Raw genomic sequence first — 19,554 nt, 5'->3', positions numbered from 1 at the left:
CGTTCGCGACGAGCTCCAATCGTTGTTTTCATCGCCCACAAAAAACGTTTGTGGCAAGCATCGCCACGCGCGAATTTCGGTCGGCGAACGCGACCCGCGCGCGCGGCGACGACGCGCGCGTTCAGCGCCGACCTAGGGCCAGCCCGAGGATGCCGCGCCGCGCGCCGCGCATTACCGTCGAAGCCAGCGCCGGAGGTCGGCAGACGATAGGTTGGGCGGTGCAGCCATGTCGGGCATCAACTTCGGCAATCCCTTGGGCGGTCTGCTGCCGGGTCTGGGCGGCTCCAAGCCCGGCCTGCCCGGCGGCCCGCTGCCGCCCGGTCTGAACCTGCCCGGCGGCATCGACGCGCCGCCCGGCCACGGCGGCCTGCCCCCCGGCCAGAACGGCGGCCTGCCGCCGGGCCACGACGGCCTGCCCAACCCGGGCGGCAACAACGGCCTGCCCGGCGGCGATCCGTATTCGCCCCAGCCCGGCGCGACCGGTCCCGGCGCTCCGGCCACGCCGGACGCGGTGACCCAGCCCAACGCGCCGCTGCTCAATCCCGACAACCCGGCCAGCCGCTTGCTGCAGGGCCAGTCGCCGAACGCGGCCAACGGCAACAACGCCTACAACAATCCGTTCAACGCCAACGCGCCGACCCAATACCCGGCGCCGACCCTGTCCGAGCGCGCGCTCGCCAACGCGCCGCAGCTCGCCTACGGCGGCGACCGCGTCGCGGTGAACTACGGCGTGATGCCGGCCGCCGGCAACGCCCAGGGCGCGGTGGTGCAGGGCCAAGGCCTGCCGCAGACCGCTTCGGGCGCGTTGCCGCCGAGCGTCGGCAACGGCGCGGCCGCCGCCGGTACCGCCGCTGCCGCGCCCGGCGCGGGCAACGCGGCCACGCCGACCCTGACCTTGGTCAACACCGCCACGGCCAACGCCGTGCCGGCCCCGCCGATGGCCGCGGCGATGTCGCAAGACGCGCTGGCCGCGCAGCAAAGCCTGCTCGCGCGCATGAGCGGCCAGCACGCGCCGGCCGCCGGCAACACCGCCGCCAACGCCGCGCCGCCGCCGTCGGAGACCTCGGCCACGCTGCCCGCGGTCGGCACCAACGCGGCCAACAACGATCCGCGCTCGCTGCCGCTGGCCGGCAACGACCGCGCCGCCCAGCAACGCGGCGGCGACGCGCCCAACACTCTCGTCTACACCGGCGACGGCGCGACCCGGCGCGCGCACCGGCGCGGCGGCAAGGTCGACGACGCCACCCTGACCCACTGGCTGTGGCGCTTCGGCCGCGGCGGCGTCCACCGCCCCAGCCGCGACGCAGAACCCGAACTCGAAGCGGTGCGCGCGCTGCAGTGGCTGTTCTGGATCCTGACCGTGGTCGCCTACGTCTGCCTGGCGATGGCGGTGGTGCTGATGCTGCCCAGCGGCAGCCTGATCAGCGAACGCGCCAGCCCGGGCGGCAGCGGCTTCGCGCTGTTCCTCGGCGTGGCGGTGGCGGCGGGCGCGTGGTGGTTGGGGCGCAGGATCAACGACCGCTCGCGCTGAGCGTCGGCCCAAACGAAAACATCGGGTCTGCAGGCGCTCGCAGAGCGAGGGAGCGCCTGCAGACCCGATGCGTTCGTTTCCGGTCCGCGATGCGCCTCAGCGCACCAAGCCGGCCGCCGTGAATCGATAGTCCTGCAAGTCCAGCCCCAAGGTCCGGCGGATGTCCTCGCGCGCCGCGCGCGCGAACGCGGCCTGGGTCTGCGGATCCGGCGCGCGCGCGAACTGCTCGACCTTCTCGTCCAGGTTCAACGAGCGGAACAGGAAATCGTCCGCGACCCACTGCCGCTGCGCCGGCGCGAGCTGCGCCAGCACGCCGTTGTCGGCGAACGAGCCGCGCATCTGCTCGCGCAACGCGCGCAGCGACGCCGCCGACGGCAACGCCGCCTGATGCACCAGCGCCCAATTGACCGCGACGTGATACGCGGCGACATCGGCGAGGTTGTCGTTGGACAGGCCGCGCGCCGGCAGCGTGGCGGCGAAACGGCGGCGGTAATCGGCGCCGCCGGAGCGGCGCGCGAAGTCGTCGGCGACGCCGCGGCTTTGCTTGCCCATCGCCGCGATCAGCGCCGCGCGCACGCGTTCGGTGGTGGCCGGATCGCGGCGGAACGACAGATCCGCCGTCGCCGCCGCTTTCGCCGCCGGCTTGGCCGCGGGCGCGGCACTCTTGCCGCGCTGGCTCAACGAGCGGTTGATCGCCGCGTTGACCGCGGCGGTGCCGGCGGTGTTCTGCATCGAGGTCATGGTCGAATTGAACGAGTCCATGTACGGCTGATAGTCCTGCGCCCCGGCCGGCGCGCACGCGCCGAGCAGCGCGATCGCCGCCGCGAGAGTCTTCGTCGTCGCCATGAAAAATCCCTGCCGCAAAAACGCGAAAGGAGCGAAGCCTCGCGGCTTCGCTCCCCTTCGCTCGCGCCGTGGGCGCGAGGCCGACATCAACCCTTGCGGGCGGTGTTGGCGTTGGTGTCGCCGATGGTCTTCACCACGTTGGTGAAGGTGTTCATCATCAGCTGGAATTCCGAGACCAGAGCCTGGGTCTTGAGCATGTCGCTCGGCTTGGCGTCGGCCGGCAGGCCTTCGATCGCCTTGGTCATCTGGTCGGCCTTCTTGTCGGCCAGCTTGCCGGCCATGGTCGCCAGCGCCATCAGCCAGCCGTCCTTGCCGCCGCTCTTGGCTTCGTTGGTCTTGTTCTGCACTTCCTGATTGGCCAGGGAATTGGCGAACAGGGCATTCACGTCGTTGCTCATGATCTTCTCCAATGCGATGCGTTGTGCGAGACAGAGCGGTTCAGCCTGGTCGTCGAGACCCGCCCCTGGTTGGTTGATGCCATCTTCCGCGCGGGCCCGGGGGGCAACAAGCTATGGCGTACCCTAGGGGGCGGGGCCAGGAACTCAGTGAAGAGGAACGAGAAACGAGAACGGAGACCCGCTTTCACTCTTCACTCGCTCCCCTCCACCCGTTCCTTATCCCCCAAGCCGCCTCAGCCGCCCCACGGATTGCGCGGCGTCGCCTTGCGCGCGGCCGGCTGCGCCGGCGCGGTCGCGGCGGCGGCGGCGCTCGCGGTCTTGCGCGAGGCGTTGCGCTCGTTCAGCCACTGCGTCGCGGCCTCGTCGCCCTGCTCGCGGCGGCGGCGCGAATACTCGTAGGCGTCCTTGACCGTGTCGCGGCGCAGCGGTTCGAGGGTTTCGTCGAAACGGCGCAGGTGCACGTCGCGCTCGCTGGCGGTCGCGTCGGGCACCAGCGCATCGACCGCGACGGCCCAGTCGCGGCGCATCGCCTCCGGGTCCAGTTCGACCGGGGTATCGAAATCCTGCTGCTCCAGCGCGTCGTCGAAATGCTTCATCAGGAAGCTGCGGTCGTCGGCGTTGAGATCGGCCTGATCCTGCAGCAGGTTCTCGAACGAGGCCCGCAGCTGGCGGCGCTGGTCGTCGGCGGCGTTCTGGGTGGTCATCGGTGGCGTTCCATCGGTTGAGTGAGCGGGGACCGCGCGGCGCGGCGGTCAGTCGTGAAAATGCGGATCGATGCTGAGCTGGCCGAGGTTGCGCGCGGCGAAGCGGCGCATCAGCTCGGGGCCGGCTTCGCGGATCGCGTCGTAGCTCGAACGTGAGCGCGAATCGGCGCGCAGCTGCCAGCCGTCGGCGGTCTTGCTCAGCAACAGGTCGGTGCCCGGCAGGGTCTGATCGGACAAGCGCAGCAGCACCTGCCCGTTCTCGCCGTCGGCGCCGCCGCTGCTGACCGCGAGCTGGCGCACGTGGCGCTCGATCAGCTCGGCGAACGCGGCGGCGTTGGAGGTCGGCGCGGGCGCCTGCATCGGCGCGGCCTGTTCGGCGCGCATGGCTTGCTGCGCCAGCCACAGCCCCGATTGCTCGGACGACGGCTGGCCAGCATCGCCGCGATCGAAGCCGACCGAATAGCGCTGCTCGTCGCGCGATTTCTGCTCGACCGTCTGCTGCCGCGCCTGCCCCTGCGCGGCGTGGCTCTGCGCGCTCTGGTCCTGGGCGTATTGATTGCGGCCGCGCTCGAGCGCGTTCTGCTGGCGGTCGCGCAAGGTTTGGCTTTGCGCGGCCTGATCGCCGGCGGCGTACTGGCCGTCCTCGGGCTGGGCGCCGGTGGTCTGCTCGCCCTTTTGCCCCAGCGCCTGACGCTGCTGCATCAGGTTGCGGAACTGATCGACCGACTCGGGCGGCGCGGGTTCGTGCGCGGCGTGCCGGCGTTCGGCCAACTGCGCGTCTTGCGCGGCCTGTTGCGCGCGCTTGGCGTCTTCGTTCGCGGAGTTGTGGCGGATCGTGCTCATGGCGACCTCGGAAAGGATTCGCTCAGAAAGGAGTGTTGTCGTGCGAGGAGCGTTGGCGCGCGGACAGCAACAGATCGGCCGACAGCGCCTCTTCGCGGCGCTGGGCGATCGCGTTTTGTTCCTTGCGCCACACGTCGCGGCGCTTCTCCAACGCCTCCAGCCGCGCCTTGGCGCGGAAGAAGGCCTTGCGCGCCTCGTCCAGCGCGGCTTCGGCTTCGCGCAGCTTGCCCTGCGCGTCGGCGAGCCGCTGGCGCGCGGCGCCGGCCAGTTCGGCCAGATGATCGATATGCGCTTCGCGCTGCGACATCGCCATCGGCCACGGCACGCCCGCCGGCGGCGGATCGAGCAGGCGCAGGCGCTGGTCGGCGCGTTCCTGGTTGAGCGATTGGATCTCGCCCTCGATCGCCACGCAGGCCTCGCGCCGCGCCTGCACCTGGCCTTGGCGCTCCATGACCACCGCGCGCGCCGTCTCCACGCGGTGTTCGCGCAGTTGCAGCAAGGTGGCCAGGGGAAAGCGCTGCTTCATCCGAACAACCTGCGCAGCGCGTCGACGGATTGCTTGTAGTCGGCCAGATCGGCGGCCGATTGCTTGAGCAGCTTGCGGATCGGTTCGATCTTCTCGATCGCGATGTCGGCGTCGGCGTCGCTGCCGCGCTTGTACTCGCCCAGCTGCAGCAGCAGTTCGATGTCCTGGTGCTTGGCCAGATACTTGCGCAACTGCCCGGCGGCGCGCTGGTGCGCGTCGTCGGCCACGCGCGGCATGGTCCGGCTCAGGCTCACCAGCACGTCGATGGCCGGATAGTGGTACGCGGCGGCGAGTTTGCGCGAGAGCACGATGTGGCCGTCGAGGATCGAGCGCACTTCCTCGGCGACCGGGTCGTCGCCGTCCTCGCCTTCCATCAGCACGGTGTAGAACGCGGTGATCGAGCCCTTGTCGTTGTTGCCGGCGCGCTCGAACAAGCGCGGCATCTGGCTGAACACCGACGGCGGGAAACCGCGCCGCGCCGGCGGCTCGCCGATGGCGAGGCCGACGTCGCGCAGCGCGCGGGCGAAGCGCGTCACCGAGTCCACCAGCAGCATCACCCGCTGGCCGCGGTCGCGGAAGTATTCGGCGATGGCGGTGGCGACCCAGGCCGCGCGGCTGCGTTCCAGCGCCGGGCGGTCGGAGGTGGCGACCACGATGATCGACTTCTTGAGCCCGGCTTCGCCGAGGTTGTCGTGGATGAATTCGTTGACCTCGCGGCCGCGCTCGCCGACCAGGGCGATCACGTTGACGTCGGCGTCGCCGCCGCGCGCGAGCATGCCGAGCAAGGTGCTCTTGCCGCCGCCGGCGACGGCGAAGATGCCCAGGCGCTGGCCGACGCCGGCGGTGATCACCGTGTCGATCGCGCGCACGCCGGTGGCGAAGGGTTCTTCGATCAACTGCCGCGCCAACGGATTGGGCGAGGCGGCGTAGATCGGCATCTGCACGGTCGGGCCGAAACTGCCGCGGCCGTCGATGGCGTCGCCGTTGGCGTCGAGGATGCGACCGAGCAAACCTTCGCCGCAGCGCACCGACGCTTGCCGCCCGGTGGCGACGACCTCGGTGTCGTGGGCGACGCCGTCGAGCGGCCCCAGCGGCGTCAGCAAGGTGTATTGGCGCGAGACGCCGACCACTTCGGCGGTAAGGCGGAAATTGCGGTCGCGCGGGCTGCGCAGTTCGCACAGCTCGCCGATCATCGCCTTCAGTCCGGTGGCGCGGATCATGGTGCCGTAGGCCTCGGCGACCTTGCCCACGCGCACCACGCTGGGCACGCGCGCGAGCGCGGCGATCAGCGGGTCGATCTGCACCGGCGCGGGCGCCGGCTGCAATACCGTGCGCGGCAGGCTGCTCATCGCGCGCCTCGCGTAGCAGTGCGAACGGCGGGCGCGCGCGCGGTCATTCGCTGTGCTCCGCGCCGTATTCGGCGCCCGACAGCGCGATCCGGATCGCCTCGATCTGCTGGGCGACGCCGGCGCGCACTTCGCCGACTTCCGACACCACCACGCAGCTCAGCTTGTCCAGGCTCTCGTCGTCGACCAGTTCGATCACGCCGACCACCGGATGCGCTTGCCGCACCAATCCCAGACCCTTGGCGACTTCCTCGCGCACGCTGGGGTGCACGCGGATCAGCAGGAACTGTTCGGCCTGCGCGGCTTCCACCGCCTGCATGACCAGCGGCGGGACCACCGCGCGCGCGTCGAACTCGGGCGAGATCCGCGCGACGATCGCGCAGGCCAGCTCGGTCACGCGGCTGCCGGCGTCGGCCAGCACGCGCGCGCGGCGCTCGTTGAGGTCGGCCAGCTGCTGCGCCATCTGCTGCTGCGCGCGCGCCAGACCTTCGGCGAAACCGGCGGCGTAGCCGGCCTCGCGCGCTTGCTTGATCTCTTCGCCGGCCTGTTCGTACAGGGTGTTGACCCGGGCCAGCAGTTGGTCGATCTCGGCGACCTGATTCCATTGCTGCGCCGGCACCACGGTGCCGGCCAGCGCGCGCTCGAACTGCTTGCGCTCGAACACCGCGACCGCGCCGCCGCCGCGGCCGAGATCGCGCCGCGCCGACAGATCGGCGACGTTGCTCGCGCCGGCGGCGGACGGGACATCGTGGCGGAGCGAATCGGCGGGCATGGCGGTTCCGTGTGGCTGAAGCGAAGGGCGTAGCGGCTCAGGCCGTCAGCGGGCGCGCGCCGTGATGGGTGTGCAGGCGCTCGACCACGTCAGGCGGCAGGTGCGCGACCAGCGCCGGCGCGCTCTCGTGCAGTTCGCGCGGCAACAACAGGCGCACCCAATCGGCGAGGCCGGGATCGCGGCGCTCGGCCCACAGCCGCAGTTCGGCGCGACCGCGCAGGTCGAGCAGGAAATACAGCGGCGCGTCGTCGTCCATGCGCAGCGCGCGGTCGAGGTTGTCGCCCAGCTGCAGGGCCAGTTGGTTCTGCACCTTGCCGTCCCAGACCTGGCTGTCGAGCGCGAGCAAGTAGGAATTGTCGAGCGCTTGCTTGAGCCGGCGCACCGGCTCGCGCCGCACTTCGGCGCGGATCGCCGGGGCGTAAGCGAGCGCGCCCAGATCGCGCACGAGGCGCTCCACGCGCGCACGCGGCCAGCGCAACGCGGCGGCGGCGAAGCCCGCGCCCGGTTGCGGCGCCAGCAGCGCCGGCGCGGCTTCGGCGGCGAGCCAGCCGCCGAGCAAACGGCGGCCGATCGCGCTGTCGCGCGCGGCCGCCAGCAGTTCCGGAGCGATGCGCTCGTCCTCGCCGCGACCGTGCCAGCTGGCATCGGTCTCGGCCAGAACCGCGCGCAGCGCCGCGACGCTCATCCGTTCCACACTCCGCCGCGGGCGTTGCTCGGCGGCGGTTGCGGCGCGGCCGGGAACAGGCGCGAACGCATGCGGCCGAAGAAGAACGCGACGATCGCCAGCAGCACCAACACGCCGGCGCCGATGATGACCGCGCTCAGGTCGATCGAGCCGAGCACCGCATTGAGCGGGCCGCCGGCCTGACTGACCTTCGGCGGCGATTGCACGGTGAAGAACTTGACCGTGACCTTGTTAACGTCGTCCAGGCCTTCGACGCTGTCCTTCACGAACACTTTGATGTCGGTCTCGCGGTCGCGCAGGCTCTGGCCCGGGCGCTCGAAGATCAGCACCGAGGCCGAGGAGTCCTGGACGTTGCCGCCGAGCGGATCGCGGTCGGGCAGCGCGATGTGCACGCGCGCCTCGACCACGCCGTCGATGCGGGTCAGCGTGCGCGAGAGTTCCTGCGACAGGCCGTAGAGGTAGCGCGCCTTCTCTTCCAGCGCCGAGGACGCGAAGCCTTCCTTCTTGAACACGTCGCCCAGCGAGCGGTACTGCGCGCGCGGCAGGCCGCGCGAGTTGAGCACCTGCATCGCATAGGGGATGTCGCCGCGATTGACCATGACTTCCCAGCCGGTCTTGCTCGGCGAGGGGTCTTTCTCGGCGGGGATGCCCGCGTCGAGCAGCGCCGCCATCAGTTCGTTGGCCTGCTGCTCGTCGAGTTGGCTGTACAGCGGCGTGCGCGTACATCCCACGATCAGCAGGCAGGCCAGCAGGGCCGCCAGAATCCTTACCGCTTTGAAGCCCGACGCCCTACCCATGCATCCCCCGTGTTGTGGTTGCCTTGCGTGTTACGACTGCTGGCGGAACAGCTGCTGGATGCCGTCGGACGTGCGGTTGGCGACGTTCGAGGTCAGCTGCGAGGTGAACATGAATTGATGGCACTTCATGGTCATCTGGATCATCTCGCCCGGCGTCAGTTCGGCCGCGTTGGCCGACAGGCTCTGGCTGGCCTGGCCGATGCTCTCGGCGCCGCCGTTGAGGTTGTCCAGCGCGCTCAATACCGCGCGGGTGCCCTGCGAGGGCTCGGCCGCGCCGGCCTGAGCGACCTGCTGAGCGCCGCCGGCGTGCACGCCGCCCGCGCCGCCCGGAGCGGCGCCGCGATCGAACGCGGCCGCGAACTCGCGGATGTCGTAGGCCGAGGCCTGCGGCGACTGCGCCGGCGAAGCGGCGGCCGGCTGCGCGGCTTCGGCCGCGACTTGGATGGCTTCGATCATGAACCTGTCTCCTGCAACGGTAGGTTCGACAACGATGGGACCGAATGTAAACGACGACGGTGGCGATGCACCCGACTTCTCCGCAAGCCCCGCGGGCGCCCGGACACGGGGATCCGGGCGCCGCGACGGCAGGCGGCAGACGTCGGGCCGCGCGCCGGTCAGTTCTTCGAAGCGAGCTTCTCGATGCCCTGGGCGACCGAGTTGATCGAGGTCGAAGCGCTGTTGGAGATGAACTGCATGCGCAGGCTCTGCGAGGTCAGCGCGATCATCGACGAGGGCTGGTCGTTGCCGCCGCCGATCGAGCCGGAGAGCTCGGTGATGCGCGAGGCCTGCGCGTCCATGGTCTGGCCCCAGGCGCGGGCCATCGACTCGTACCAGCTCGCCTGACCGCCGCCGCCGCCACCGCCGGCCGACACGCCGCCGCCCGCGCCGCTGCTGCTGCCGGCGCCGCGCGAACTCTTACCGTTGCCGATGGCGTCGTTCTTGTTGACGTCGGCGATGAAGCTGGTGACCAGGCCGGCATTGCCGCCGGCGCCGTTGACTGCGTTGTTGCTCATGACGTCTCTCCTGCTCGTTTGCGGCAAGGCCGCGCAATGGCGTGGAACAACGAATGGCACCGAAAACTTGACGTGTGTTGCGATTCTTGACGCTTCAGCGGACGACAGGTGCAAGGTGCCGAGGTTGGATTAGATCGGCGCCGCGCGGGTGAAACCACCTAGTGCTGACCCTGGGTCGCCGCGTTCATTGTCGGTTTCCCGGCCGCGCGGGCGCCTCGGCCACGGCCGGGCGCGCGGGCGCGCCGCTGCTCGCGGGCGCAGCGGCGGGCGCCTTGGCGCCGCTGGCGGCCGTCGGTGCGGCATTGGCGGCGGGCGCGGCCGGCGTCGCGGCGTTCGGCGCGGGCGTCGCGCTGGCCGCGGCCGCCGGCGTCGCGGCGGTGGCGGCATCGGCGGCCGGCGCGGTGCCGTTGGCGATGGCCAGTTCCTGCGCGGTCAGCGGCTGCGCCTTGATCTGCTCGGTCACCCCGGTCAGCTTGTTCAGCGCCCAGGCCTTGTCGCCGATGGCGATCAGATCGCGGCCGTCGGGCAAGGTGTCGCCGACCGCGTACTCGGCGCCGTCGAGGTCGATCACGTGCGGGCTGTCGCCGCGCACGATCTTGACGATCCGGGTCGGTTCGGCCGGCGTCGCCTTCTTCGGCGCTTCCGGCGCGGCCACCGCGGGGCCGGCGGCGACGTGGGTTTCGTCGAGGTTGCGCGGAATCACCCGGCGCACGCCGTTGACGTCCTGCATCGCGCGCGAAGCCACCGCGCGCTTGAACTGGTCTTCGTCGGCGAAGCGGCCGCTGACTTCGACGTCGCCGTTGCCCAGATAGCGCGTCTGCGTGGTCAGGCCCTGGCTGCGCAGCACTTCGCGCACGTCGGCGGCGATGTCGTCGCCGGTGCGCAGCTCCAGCCGCGCATCGACCTCATCGGTGATCAGGCGCTTGCGGATCATCTCGCGCGTGGTCGCGTCCTTGACCGTGCCCGACAGCACCAAGCTGCCGTCTTCGTTCTCGGCCAAGCGTCCGCCGGCGATGGAGAATTCCTTGATCAGCGGCTGCACCAGTTCGGTCGGCGTCGGCTTCTTCTCGAAGCCCGGCATCACCGCCGCGGCGATCGCCACCGACACCAGCGACAGCGCGGCGAGGCCCGCGATCAGCGGCAGATGGCGCATCGGCGTCTTGGCCGGCCGCGCGGCGTCGGCGAGGTTGGGCAGCATCGTCGCCCAACCCGGATCTTCCGCGGCGCCGACCGCGAACGAGGCGCCGCCGATGTCGACGCGCTGCATCGCGCCGAGTTCGGCCGGATCGCCCGGGTTCAAGGTCTGGCCGTCGACGAACAGCGGCGCGTCGAGCGCGCGCAGCGAGACCGTGCCGCCCATGCGGGTCAGGAACGCGTGGCGCGGCGCGACGTTGGGATCGGACAGCACGATGTCGCAATCGCCGCTGCTGCCGATCAGCACGGTTTCCTGCGCCGACAGCGGCCGGCTGCCGCCGGTGTGCAGGCCGGAGACGATGCGCAGCACGCCGATCGCCGGCGAGGCGACGCGGATCTCGGCGCGCGCTTCGGCCGCGCGCGGCTCCGCGCGCTGTTCAGCCGGCGCGGCCGGCGCCGGCTCGATCGCGGCATCGGCGGCGCGCGGCTCGGGCGCGTCGTCGGGCGTGGGATGTTGGTCGGTGGACATCATCGCGGTAACTCCTGTTCAGACGTCGCCGCCGAAGGCGGGACGCGCGGCCGGGACGCGCGATACGCGCGGGCCGTTCGGCCGATGAATGGGGGAATGCGTGCGGGCAGCGATGCGCATGGCTTCGTTCTCCTCAGGCGTTGACCTGGCCTGCCTGCACGATGCGCAGATCGGGCGCGAGTTCCTGGTAGGACAACACCGGCAGCTCGAAGAAGTCGATCTCCAACAGCTTGCGCAGGTGACGGCGAACATCCAGTGAACACAGCAACACCGGCTTTATGCCTTCGCCTTGTCGCGACAGATGCGAACGCACCTCCGCGCCGAGGCGGCCGGCCAGTTCCGGCGAGATCGCCAATTGGGTCGCGCCGCCCGCCACGCGCACCGATTGGCGCAGGCGGTCTTCCAGTTCCGGATGGATCAGCAGCACTTGCATGGTGCGTTCGCCGTCGGCGTAACGATCGGCGATTTCGCGCTTGAGCGCGACGCGCACGTACTCGGTCAGCAGCACCACGTCCTTCTCGCGGCCGCCGACGTCGGTGATGGCCTCGAACGCGTCGCGCAGATTGCGGATCGGCACGCCCTCTTCAACCAAGCGGCGCAACACGTCGGCGACGCGCTGCGGCGCGACCACGCGCAGCATTTCCTTGACCAGATCCGGGTAATCGCGCTGCATGCGCCCGAACAGGTTGGAGGCCTCCTGGATGCCGATGAAGCTGCCCAGGCGCCGTTCCAGCGCATGCCGGCAATGCTCCATCACCGTGCTCAGCGCGTCGCGAATGCCGGCGCCGGCCTGTCCGGTCCATTCGCCCGACAGCGGCGGGAAGAAGCCCGGCAGCTTGGGCGCGTTGGCGTCGCCGGCGCGCGCGGCGCGGAACTGCGCGTTCGGCGACAAGCGGCCGAAGGCGATGCGCGCGCCGAACGCGGTCAAACGGTAACCGCCGAGGCCGTCGCCGCCGTCGAGGTCGGCGGCGATCTTCACCACCGGCACCGGCAGCGGCACGCCGTATTCGTCGCGCAGGCGGCGCGCGACTTCGACCATGCGCTCGCGCGCGGCGTACTCGCCGAACGCGGCCGCCAGCGACGGCGAAATCTCCAGCTGCAGCGGCGCGGGCGGCGCCACTTCGTCCTCGTTGGCCGGCTTGTCCTCGTCCGCGCGCTCGCCCTCGGGCACGCTGAAGACGCGGCGCAGCAGCGGGTGGTGATGGCGGTAGCGCCAGCCGGCGAAGCCGAGCAGCACCAGCGACAGCATCAGGAATACCGGCTTGGGGAAGCCCGGCACGAAGATCATCAGGAACGCGAGGCAGCCGGTGATCAGCAGCACGCGCGGCTGGCCGGAGACCTGGCGGGTGATCGACTCGCCCAGATGGCGGTCGTCTTCGTCGCCGGCGGTGCGGGTCACCACCAGGCCGGCGGCGATGGTCGCCAGGATGGCCGGAATCTGCGAGACCAGCCCGTCGCCGATGGTCAGGATCGAATAAGTGTGGGTCGCGTCGGTGAGCGGCATGCCCTTCTGCAGCACGCCGATGGCCAAGCCGCCGAGCAGGTTGATGATGATGATGACGATGCCGGCGATGGCGTCGCCCTTCACGAACTTCATCGCGCCGTCGAGGCTGCCGTGCAGCTGGCTTTCCACTTCCAGCAGGCGGCGCTTGCGCTTGGCTTCGTCCTTGTCGATCAGGCCGGCGCGCAGGTCCGAGTCGATCGACAGCTGCTTGCCGGGCATCGCGTCCAGGGTGAAGCGCGCGGCGACTTCGGCCACGCGCTCGGCGCCCTTGGCGATGACGATGAACTGGACCACGGTGATGATCAGGAACACCACGAAGCCGACCACGAGGTTGCCGCCGGCGACGAGGCTGCCGAATGTTTCAACGATATGACCGCCGTTGGCTTCGAGCAGGATCGAGCGGGTGATCGCGATCGACAGCGACAAGCGGAACAGCGTGGTCAGCAGCAGCACGCTGGGAAAGCTGGAGAACGCCACCGGCGTGGGGATGTACAGCGCGATCAGCAGCAGGCCGAAACCGATCGCGATGTTGACCGCCACCAGCGTGTCGATGATCGCCAGCGGCAGCGGCAGGATCATCACGCCGATGATGGTCACCGCGGCGAACGCCAGGACCACGTCGCTGTAGCCCGCGCGGCGACGCCCCTGCGCGCCGGACGCGGTAGCGATCCAGGAAGTCAGCAGTCCACGCATTCGTCAGTCCCGAAAATCCTTAGGAAACCCCGCTCCCCGCGGGTGCCGGCACGGCGCCGCGCGGATTCGCTGCGGCGGTCGAGCCGTCCCACGGAGCGGGTCCGCGGGCTGCGTTCGTGTGATGAGCCGCACAGTACGCGGCGGCGCAGACCATCGCTGCGTTGCCGCGTTTTTCTGAGCCACCTCGCATGGCGCTGTCCTCGACACGATGCCGGTCCGGACGGCCGATACTAAGTGCAATTTGTCACCTGTTGTGTGAACAACCCGGTTCCGCGCAAGGCGTGCACAAACTCACGCGCTCTTCATTGCATGCGGCTAAATTCGCGCGCATTCGTCGCTGTTTTTGTGAACTCGTGCGCAATTGCATCGACGTATTCGTCTAACGTACCTGCAAAACGCTCACGATTCGCGCTCCGCGGAGACACTGGGGTCCGCTGCGGACGGTGTGGGAGCAGCGCTCGCGGAAACGGTTGCCGATGCAACCGTCGCCTCCGATGCGGCCGTCGCGGGAGCGATGTCGGCCGGGTCGAGTTCGGCGATGAGGTTCAGCGATTGCCCGCTCACGCCGATCGCGAGCGCCCGCCCGCTGCGGGTGCGCAGCACCACGATCCGCTCGCGCGGGCCGATCGGCAGGATCTGCAGCACCGACAGCGGCGCGTCGCGCGCGGTCAGGCCGTGGCGTTTGCGCAGCACGTAGAGCACCGCGACCAGGCCGCCGAGCACCACCGCCACCGGCAGCAGGATCGCGGCGAACTCGAACAAGATCGACGGCGGCTGCGCAGCGGCGGCCTCGGCGGCGGGAACGGCGGCGGCGGACGCCGCCGGCGCCGCGGCGAACGCGGCCCACGGCGCGCAGCACGCGAAGGCGAGGCAGGCGCGGGCGAGGCCGCAACGGACGACGGAACGCAGCAAGGGCAGTGTCGGCATGGCGATTGAGTGCGCAACCAGATTCGGAAATAGAAGGATCGGCAACAGCGGCATCGGCGCCCCGAGCGCGGCGCACCGGCGCCGGCGCGCGGCGACATACCGTAGCAGCCCGTCGCGGTCGTGCGCCGCGCGGCCGGCCAACGCGGGAGGCTGAGGCATGGCCCGCGCCCGCTCCGCCGCCACCGAAGCCGCCGGCGACGACGCCGGCCTGCTCGCCGCGGTGCCGTTCGCCTGCGCGGTGTTCGCCGCCGACGGCGCGCTGCGCGCGGCCAACGCGCGCTACCGCGAGGACTTCGGCGAACTGCCCGAACACGAACGCCGCGACGCCCTGCTCGCGCGCCTGCACGCCCAAGCCGGCGACGGCGCGCGTCCGCGCGAGGTCCGCGCCCCGCACAGCGGCCGCTGGTACGCGCTGCACTGGGGCCGCGCCGAGCACGCCGGCGCGCCGGCCGACGTGCTGACCGCGGTCGACATCAGCGAGCGCATCGAAACCCTGGCCTCGCACAAGAGCCGCCAGGAAAAACTGCTGTTCACCTCGCGCATGATGTCGGTCGGCGAGATGGCCGCGACCCTCGCGCACGAGCTGAACCAGCCGCTCGCGGCGATCATGAACTACGTAAACGGCAGCCTGCGTCTGGTCGAGCAGGCGGGTGGACCGGTCCAGGTCGAACGCGCGCTGCAAGCCGCGCGCACCCAGGCCGAGCACGCCAGCGCGGTGATTTCGCGAGTGCGCGAGTTCGTCCGCGCGCGCGAGCCGCGGCGCGACGCCCACGCCCTGTCGCGCATCGCCGAAACCGTGCTGGAGCTGCTGCGGCTGGAGGCCGAGCGGCTCGATCTGCGCATCGAACTGCGCCTGCCCGAGCCGCTGCCGCCGGTGTTCGCCGACCGGGTGATGGTCGAACAGGTGCTGCTGAATCTGGTCAAGAACGCGATCGAAGCCATGCGCGAGATCGCCCCGGAGCGGCGCGAGCTGCGCATCGACGCGCGGCTGAACCTCGACGAGCAGGTCGAAGTGCGCGTGTCCGACCGCGGCGCCGGCCTCAGTCCGGCCGAGCAGGACCAACTGTTCTCGCCGTTCTTCACCACCAAGACCGACGGCCTGGGCATCGGCCTGGCGATCTGCCGCTCGATCATCGAATACCACGAGGGCCGGCTGTTCTTCGAGCCGCGCGAAGGCGGCGGCAGCGTGTTCGGCTTCACCCTGCCGCGTTACGAGGCGCGCGCTTGAAAGGCGCGCAGGTGACAAACCTCAGCACCGCCGCCCCGCCGCTTCGGGTTATACCGTCGCGCTGGCGCGCGGCCGGGCGAGGCTCGGCCGCGCCGTCGGCCACGGGCGCGCGCTTCGAACGGGCGAACGCCGGCACCAGGGAAGCACGTCCGAGGACACCCGCATGAGCGAAGCGCGCATCTATCTGGTCGACGACAACGACGGTTTCCGCGAATCCACCGCGTGGCTGCTGGAAACCGCCGGCTTCGAGGTGCAGGCCCACGCCAGCGGGCCGGCTTTCCTGGAGGCCTACGGCAGCGAACGCCACGGCAGCGGCGCGCAGTGTCTGGTCTCGGACATCCGCATGCCGCTGATGAGCGGGCTGCAATTGCAGGAAGAACTGCGCCGGCGCGGGATCGGCCTGCCGCTGGTGTTCGTCACCGCGCACGGCGACGTGCCGCTGGCGGTCGAGGCGATGCGCAAGGGCGCGTCCAACTTCCTGGAAAAACCGTTCAGCGACGAAGGCCTGATCGAAGCGATCCGCGCCGCCGTCGCCAACGCGCGCAATCACGCCGGCGGCGGCGAAGCCGGCGACGACCGGCTGGCCAAGCTCAGCCCGCGCGAGCGTCAGGTCATGGATCTGGTGGTGGCGAGCAAACCCAACAAGATCATCGCCGACGTGCTCGGCATCAGCGTCAAGACCGTGGAACTGCATCGATCGAACATGATGAACAAACTCGGGGTACGCTCGCTGCCCGAATTGATGAAGGTGGCGCTGGGCCATGGTTGACGCCGACGCGATCCAAACCGCGCCCGACGCCGCGCCGAACGCGTTCGGCGAAGACCACGCCGAGCGCGCGCGCCCGCTGCGCGGGCGGGTGGCGTCGGTGCCGCTGTGGCAGGCGCAGGCGCTGTGCGGCTTCTTCGGCGCGGCCCAGCGCTGGCCGCTGCGCGACGGCGGCGGCTGGCTGGAGTTCTTCGCCGCCGGCCCGGTCGACGGCGAGACGGTGACGCTGGAAGGCGACGGCACGCGGGTGCGGCTGCAGCTCGACAGCGGCTTGGCGCTGGACACCGACACCGGCCTGCACTGGACCGGCTACCGCGGCCGTTCGCGCGTGCTGGCCTGGAGCCTGGCCCACGAATCGCAGCTGATGAAGCTCAGTCAGGCGCTCGACGTGGCGCTGATCCCGGTGGTCGACGACGGCGCCGCCTCGCTGCAGAGCCTGCAGGCGCGCAACGGCGACGACGACGGCCTGTGGCTGGGCTTCCGCATTCTCGACCCCGCCGCGCAAGTGCGCGCGCGCGGCCATCTGCGCATTCCGCCGGGCTGGGTCGATCGCCTGCTGCAGCGTTCGGAACTGTTCGAACGCGCGCCGCGCGGCGACGAGGACGGCGCGCAGTACCGCGACTGGTCGCAGCTGCCGGTGCCGCTGGCGCTGGCCTGGGACGGCCCGACCCTGCGCTACGCGCAATGGCGCCAGCTGCGCGTCGGCGACGTGCTGGTGATCGGCAATTTCCAGCGCCTGCCGCAGATGCGCGCGCGCGCGCCGGGCTGCGCCTGGCCGCTGGCGCCGGGCGCCGAAGGCTGGCGCATCGACGGCCCGCCCCAATTCCTTTCCACGCACCAGGAGACATCTTCGATGAGCGATCCCGAATCCGACGCGCAGGCGCCCGAAGCCACCGGCCCGGACGTACCGGTCCGCCTGGACTTCGACCTGGGCCGGCTGGAATGCCGCTACGAAGACCTCAAGGGTTTCCAGCCCGGCTACGTGTTCGCGCTGCCCTCGCGCCTGGAAGGCGCCAACGTGGTGATCCGCGCCAACGGGCGCGATGCGGGCCGCGGCGAGATCGTCGCGGTCGGCGACACCTTGGGCGTGCGCCTGCTCTCCTGGAGCTGAGTCATGGATTTCAGTTCGTTCTCGCCGGCGCTGGTGCTGCTGACCGTGGTCAGCCTCGCGCTGGCGCCGTTCGTGGCGGTGATGGTGACCTCCTTCACCAAGATCGTCGTGGTGCTGAGCCTGCTGCGCAACGCGCTGGGGCTGCAGCAGGTGCCGCCGAACGTGGTCATCAACGGTCTGGCGATCGTGCTGTCGATCTATGTGATGTATCCGGTGATCCTGGAGACCCACGACGCGGTCAACGCCAGCGCCGGCGGCGGCACCGCGGCGACGGCGACGCAGGGGCAGCCGCCGGGGACCGGTCCGGCCGCGGCGACTGCGGCCGCCGCGACGACGGGCGCGCCGGCCGCCACGACGGGCGCTGCGCCGGTCGCGGCGAACGTGGCGGCGCCGGCCGCTGCCGCTGCGGCCGCCGCTGCTCCGGCCGCTGCCGCCGCTCCGGCGACCGCGACCGCCGCTGCGGCCGCCCCCACCGCCAGTGCCGCCGCGAACGCCAAACGCCCGACGCCGACGCCCTCGGCCGTGCTCGGCGGCAAGATGGACGCCGCGCGCCTGCTGCAGCTGATGGACGCCGGCAAGGAGCCGCTGCGCAAGTTCCTGATCAAGCACTCCAGCGACGCCGAGCGCGCGTTCTTCCTGCGCAGCGCCCAGCGCCTGCTGCCGCCGAACGCGCGCGGCGACATCACCGTCAACGACTTCATCGTGGTGATCCCCGCCTTCACCGTCAGCGAACTCACCGCCGCGTTCCAGATCGGCTTCCTGATCTTCCTGCCGTTCCTGATCATCGACCTGGTGGTGTCCAACATCCTGTTGTCGCTGGGCATGATGATGCTCTCGCCGACCACGGTCTCGCTGCCGTTCAAGCTGCTGCTGTTCGTGCTGATCGGCGGCTGGGCGAAGCTGGTGCATGGGTTGGTGTTGACGTATGGCGGGTGAAGCGGGGGAATGAAGGGAATAAAGGGATTGGGGAATGGTGGCGACGCCGATCTTCGATTCCCTGCGCGACCTGCATTCCCCTAGTTCCCCTCTTTCCCCTTATTCCCCGGCCCGCACGACCTCCCGCCGCAACGGATCCCCCCCATGGGCGACATGCTCGAAATGACCAAACAGGCCCTGTGGCTGACCCTGCTGTTGTCGGGTCCGCCGGTGGTGGCCGCGGCCGTGGTCGGGCTGGTGGTGGCCTTCATCCAGGCCGCCACGCAGTTGCAGGAACAAACCTTCGCCTACGCGATCAAGTTCACCGTGATCGTGGTGACCTTGTTCGTCACCGCGTCGATGATCGGCGGCACCCTCTACACCTTCGCCGACCGCATCTTCCTCGACTTCCCCGGCATGATCCGGCACTGATGCGCGCGGCCCGATGATTCTCGACGTCGAAAACGGCGGCAACCTGCTGCTCGCGCTGGGGCTGGTGCTGCCGCGCGTGCTCGGCGCGTTCATGATGCTGCCGCTGATTACGAACGAGAACATGCCGCCGCTGGTGCGCAACAGCTTCATGGTCTCGCTGGCGCTGATCGCGATCCCGGTGGCGATGAACGGCGTGCCGCTGAGCCAGCTCAACGCGCTGCAGTTCGCGCCGATCGTGCTCAAGGAGCTGTTCATCGGCGTGTCGATCGGCTTCGTGTTCGGCATGGTGTTCTGGGCGATCAGCGCCGCCGGCAACGTCATCGACACCCAAGTCGGCATGACGCTCGCGCAGGTGTTCGACCCGATCCAGGGCCATCAGGCCTCGCTGCACGGCAGCTTCCTCTCGCAGTTCGCGACCTGGCTGTTCATGGCCAGCGGCGCGTTCCTGGTGTTCCTCGACCTGCTGATGGCCAGCTACGCGATGTGGCCGGTGGTGTCGTTCTTCCCGACCTTGCACGCGGCCGGGATGGAGCTGTTCGTCGGGCAATTCAGCTATCTGATGACCGCGCTGCTGGTGCTGGCCGCGCCGGCGATGGTGGTGCTGATGCTGATCGACATCTCCTTCGGCCTGGTCAACCGCTTCGCCCCGCAGCTCAACGTGTTCACCATCACCATGCCGATCAAGGCCTGGCTGGCGACGTGGATCGTGTTGCTGATGCTGGGAGTGTATGTGGAGATCGTGCTGGAGCGGATCTCCGGCAATCGCGGGTTGATCGAGGCCTTGAACAAGGTGTTCGGCGGGGCGTAACGGCGGGACGGCCGCTTTTGTGTAGGAGCGGCGTGAGCCGCGATCA

Annotated in this window: 21 protein-coding genes and 1 pseudogene; 8 read left to right on the top strand and 14 right to left on the bottom strand. The window is 70.3% G+C overall.

Translation table 11 applies throughout. From position 1 onward, the window contains the following. The first annotated feature begins 226 nt into the window (after window positions 1–226). Window positions 227–1,531 carry a hypothetical protein gene (locus J5226_RS05570; protein WP_215838860.1) on the top strand — a complete coding sequence of 435 codons (1,305 nt, stop codon included), beginning with the start codon at window positions 227–229 and terminating at the stop codon, window positions 1,529–1,531. Window positions 1,532–1,627: 96 nt separating this feature from the next. Here J5226_RS05570 and J5226_RS05565 read toward each other — a convergent pair whose 3' ends face one another. From J5226_RS05565 to J5226_RS05500, 14 genes are all read right to left on the bottom strand, one after another. Further along, window positions 1,628–2,377, bottom strand: a complete 750-nt coding sequence (locus J5226_RS05565; RefSeq protein WP_215838859.1) for a DUF6683 family protein — start codon at window positions 2,375–2,377, stop codon at window positions 1,628–1,630. An 86-nt stretch (window positions 2,378–2,463) separates the two neighbouring features. Beyond that, window positions 2,464–2,775 carry an EscF/YscF/HrpA family type III secretion system needle major subunit gene (locus tag J5226_RS05560; protein WP_215838858.1) on the bottom strand — a complete coding sequence of 104 codons (312 nt, stop codon included), beginning with the start codon at window positions 2,773–2,775 and terminating at the stop codon, window positions 2,464–2,466. Between the two features lie 233 nt (window positions 2,776–3,008). After that, window positions 3,009–3,479, bottom strand: a complete 471-nt coding sequence (locus J5226_RS05555) for a hypothetical protein (RefSeq protein WP_215838857.1) — start codon at window positions 3,477–3,479, stop codon at window positions 3,009–3,011. Window positions 3,480–3,527: 48 nt separating this feature from the next. Beyond that, a complete protein-coding gene (locus tag J5226_RS05550) occupies window positions 3,528–4,322 on the bottom strand; it encodes a hypothetical protein (RefSeq protein ID WP_215838856.1) in 795 nt (264 codons plus the stop codon). 22 nt (window positions 4,323–4,344) lie between these two features. Then, a complete protein-coding gene (locus tag J5226_RS05545; protein WP_215838855.1) occupies window positions 4,345–4,848 on the bottom strand; it encodes a hypothetical protein in 504 nt (167 codons plus the stop codon). After that, complete coding sequence (locus J5226_RS05540) at window positions 4,845–6,197, bottom strand: FliI/YscN family ATPase (RefSeq protein WP_215838854.1); 1,353 nt, start codon at window positions 6,195–6,197, stop codon at window positions 4,845–4,847. The genes J5226_RS05545 and J5226_RS05540 overlap by 4 nt, the downstream gene beginning before the upstream one ends. A gap of 43 nt (window positions 6,198–6,240) precedes the next feature. Then, on the bottom strand, window positions 6,241–6,966 hold the full coding sequence (locus J5226_RS05535; RefSeq protein WP_215838853.1) for a FliH/SctL family protein: 726 nt from the start codon (window positions 6,964–6,966) through the stop codon (window positions 6,241–6,243). A gap of 37 nt (window positions 6,967–7,003) precedes the next feature. Next, complete coding sequence (locus J5226_RS05530; RefSeq protein ID WP_215838852.1) at window positions 7,004–7,651, bottom strand: hypothetical protein; 648 nt, start codon at window positions 7,649–7,651, stop codon at window positions 7,004–7,006. Then, window positions 7,648–8,448 (bottom strand): type III secretion inner membrane ring lipoprotein SctJ, encoded by an 801-nt coding sequence (gene sctJ, locus J5226_RS05525; protein WP_215838851.1) that lies wholly within the window; start codon window positions 8,446–8,448, stop codon window positions 7,648–7,650. The genes J5226_RS05530 and sctJ overlap by 4 nt, the downstream gene beginning before the upstream one ends. 30 nt (window positions 8,449–8,478) lie before the next feature. Further along, window positions 8,479–8,904 (bottom strand): hypothetical protein, encoded by a 426-nt coding sequence (locus tag J5226_RS05520; protein ID WP_215838850.1) that lies wholly within the window; start codon window positions 8,902–8,904, stop codon window positions 8,479–8,481. Between the two features lie 158 nt (window positions 8,905–9,062). Next, the gene (locus tag J5226_RS05515) at window positions 9,063–9,461 is read right to left on the bottom strand and encodes a hypothetical protein (RefSeq protein ID WP_215838849.1); all 399 of its coding nucleotides are present in this window, start codon (window positions 9,459–9,461) and stop codon (window positions 9,063–9,065) included. Between the two features lie 184 nt (window positions 9,462–9,645). Next, window positions 9,646–11,124, bottom strand: coding sequence for an FHA domain-containing protein (locus tag J5226_RS05510; RefSeq protein ID WP_215838848.1), 1,479 nt, complete (start codon window positions 11,122–11,124; stop codon window positions 9,646–9,648). Between the two features lie 133 nt (window positions 11,125–11,257). Next, complete coding sequence (gene sctV / locus J5226_RS05505) at window positions 11,258–13,321, bottom strand: type III secretion system export apparatus subunit SctV (RefSeq protein ID WP_215838847.1); 2,064 nt, start codon at window positions 13,319–13,321, stop codon at window positions 11,258–11,260. A gap of 399 nt (window positions 13,322–13,720) precedes the next feature. Continuing rightward, complete coding sequence (locus J5226_RS05500; protein WP_215838846.1) at window positions 13,721–14,302, bottom strand: flagellar biosynthetic protein FliO; 582 nt, start codon at window positions 14,300–14,302, stop codon at window positions 13,721–13,723. A 103-nt stretch (window positions 14,303–14,405) separates the two neighbouring features. On the opposite strand from J5226_RS05500, the gene J5226_RS05495 reads away from it, so the two are divergent. From J5226_RS05495 to sctT, 7 genes and pseudogenes are all read left to right on the top strand, one after another. Next, on the top strand, window positions 14,406–15,476 hold the full coding sequence (locus tag J5226_RS05495) for an ATP-binding protein (protein WP_215838845.1): 1,071 nt from the start codon (window positions 14,406–14,408) through the stop codon (window positions 15,474–15,476). A 163-nt stretch (window positions 15,477–15,639) separates the two neighbouring features. Beyond that, window positions 15,640–16,245, top strand: coding sequence for a response regulator (locus J5226_RS25330; RefSeq protein WP_255323004.1), 606 nt, complete (start codon window positions 15,640–15,642; stop codon window positions 16,243–16,245). Further along, window positions 16,238–17,353 (top strand): type III secretion system cytoplasmic ring protein SctQ, encoded by a 1,116-nt coding sequence (gene sctQ, locus J5226_RS05485; RefSeq protein ID WP_215838844.1) that lies wholly within the window; start codon window positions 16,238–16,240, stop codon window positions 17,351–17,353. Before J5226_RS25330 ends, sctQ begins: the two co-directional genes overlap by 8 nt. Window positions 17,354–17,356: 3 nt before the next feature. Then, window positions 17,357–17,620 (top strand): annotated as a pseudogene (locus tag J5226_RS05480) (hypothetical protein); the annotation flags it as partial. A 270-nt stretch (window positions 17,621–17,890) separates the two neighbouring features. Next, a complete protein-coding gene (locus J5226_RS05475; protein WP_215840330.1) occupies window positions 17,891–18,289 on the top strand; it encodes a hypothetical protein in 399 nt (132 codons plus the stop codon). Window positions 18,290–18,433: 144 nt separating this feature from the next. Further along, complete coding sequence (sctS, locus tag J5226_RS05470) at window positions 18,434–18,700, top strand: type III secretion system export apparatus subunit SctS (RefSeq protein ID WP_074871139.1); 267 nt, start codon at window positions 18,434–18,436, stop codon at window positions 18,698–18,700. 13 nt (window positions 18,701–18,713) lie between these two features. Beyond that, window positions 18,714–19,508 carry a type III secretion system export apparatus subunit SctT gene (gene sctT, locus J5226_RS05465; RefSeq protein ID WP_215838843.1) on the top strand — a complete coding sequence of 265 codons (795 nt, stop codon included), beginning with the start codon at window positions 18,714–18,716 and terminating at the stop codon, window positions 19,506–19,508. Window positions 19,509–19,554 lie beyond the last annotated feature (46 nt).

Source organism: Lysobacter sp. K5869, assembly GCF_018847975.1.
Classification (GTDB): domain Bacteria; phylum Pseudomonadota; class Gammaproteobacteria; order Xanthomonadales; family Xanthomonadaceae; genus Lysobacter.
This window is presented reverse-complemented; position numbering and strand designations above follow the sequence as displayed.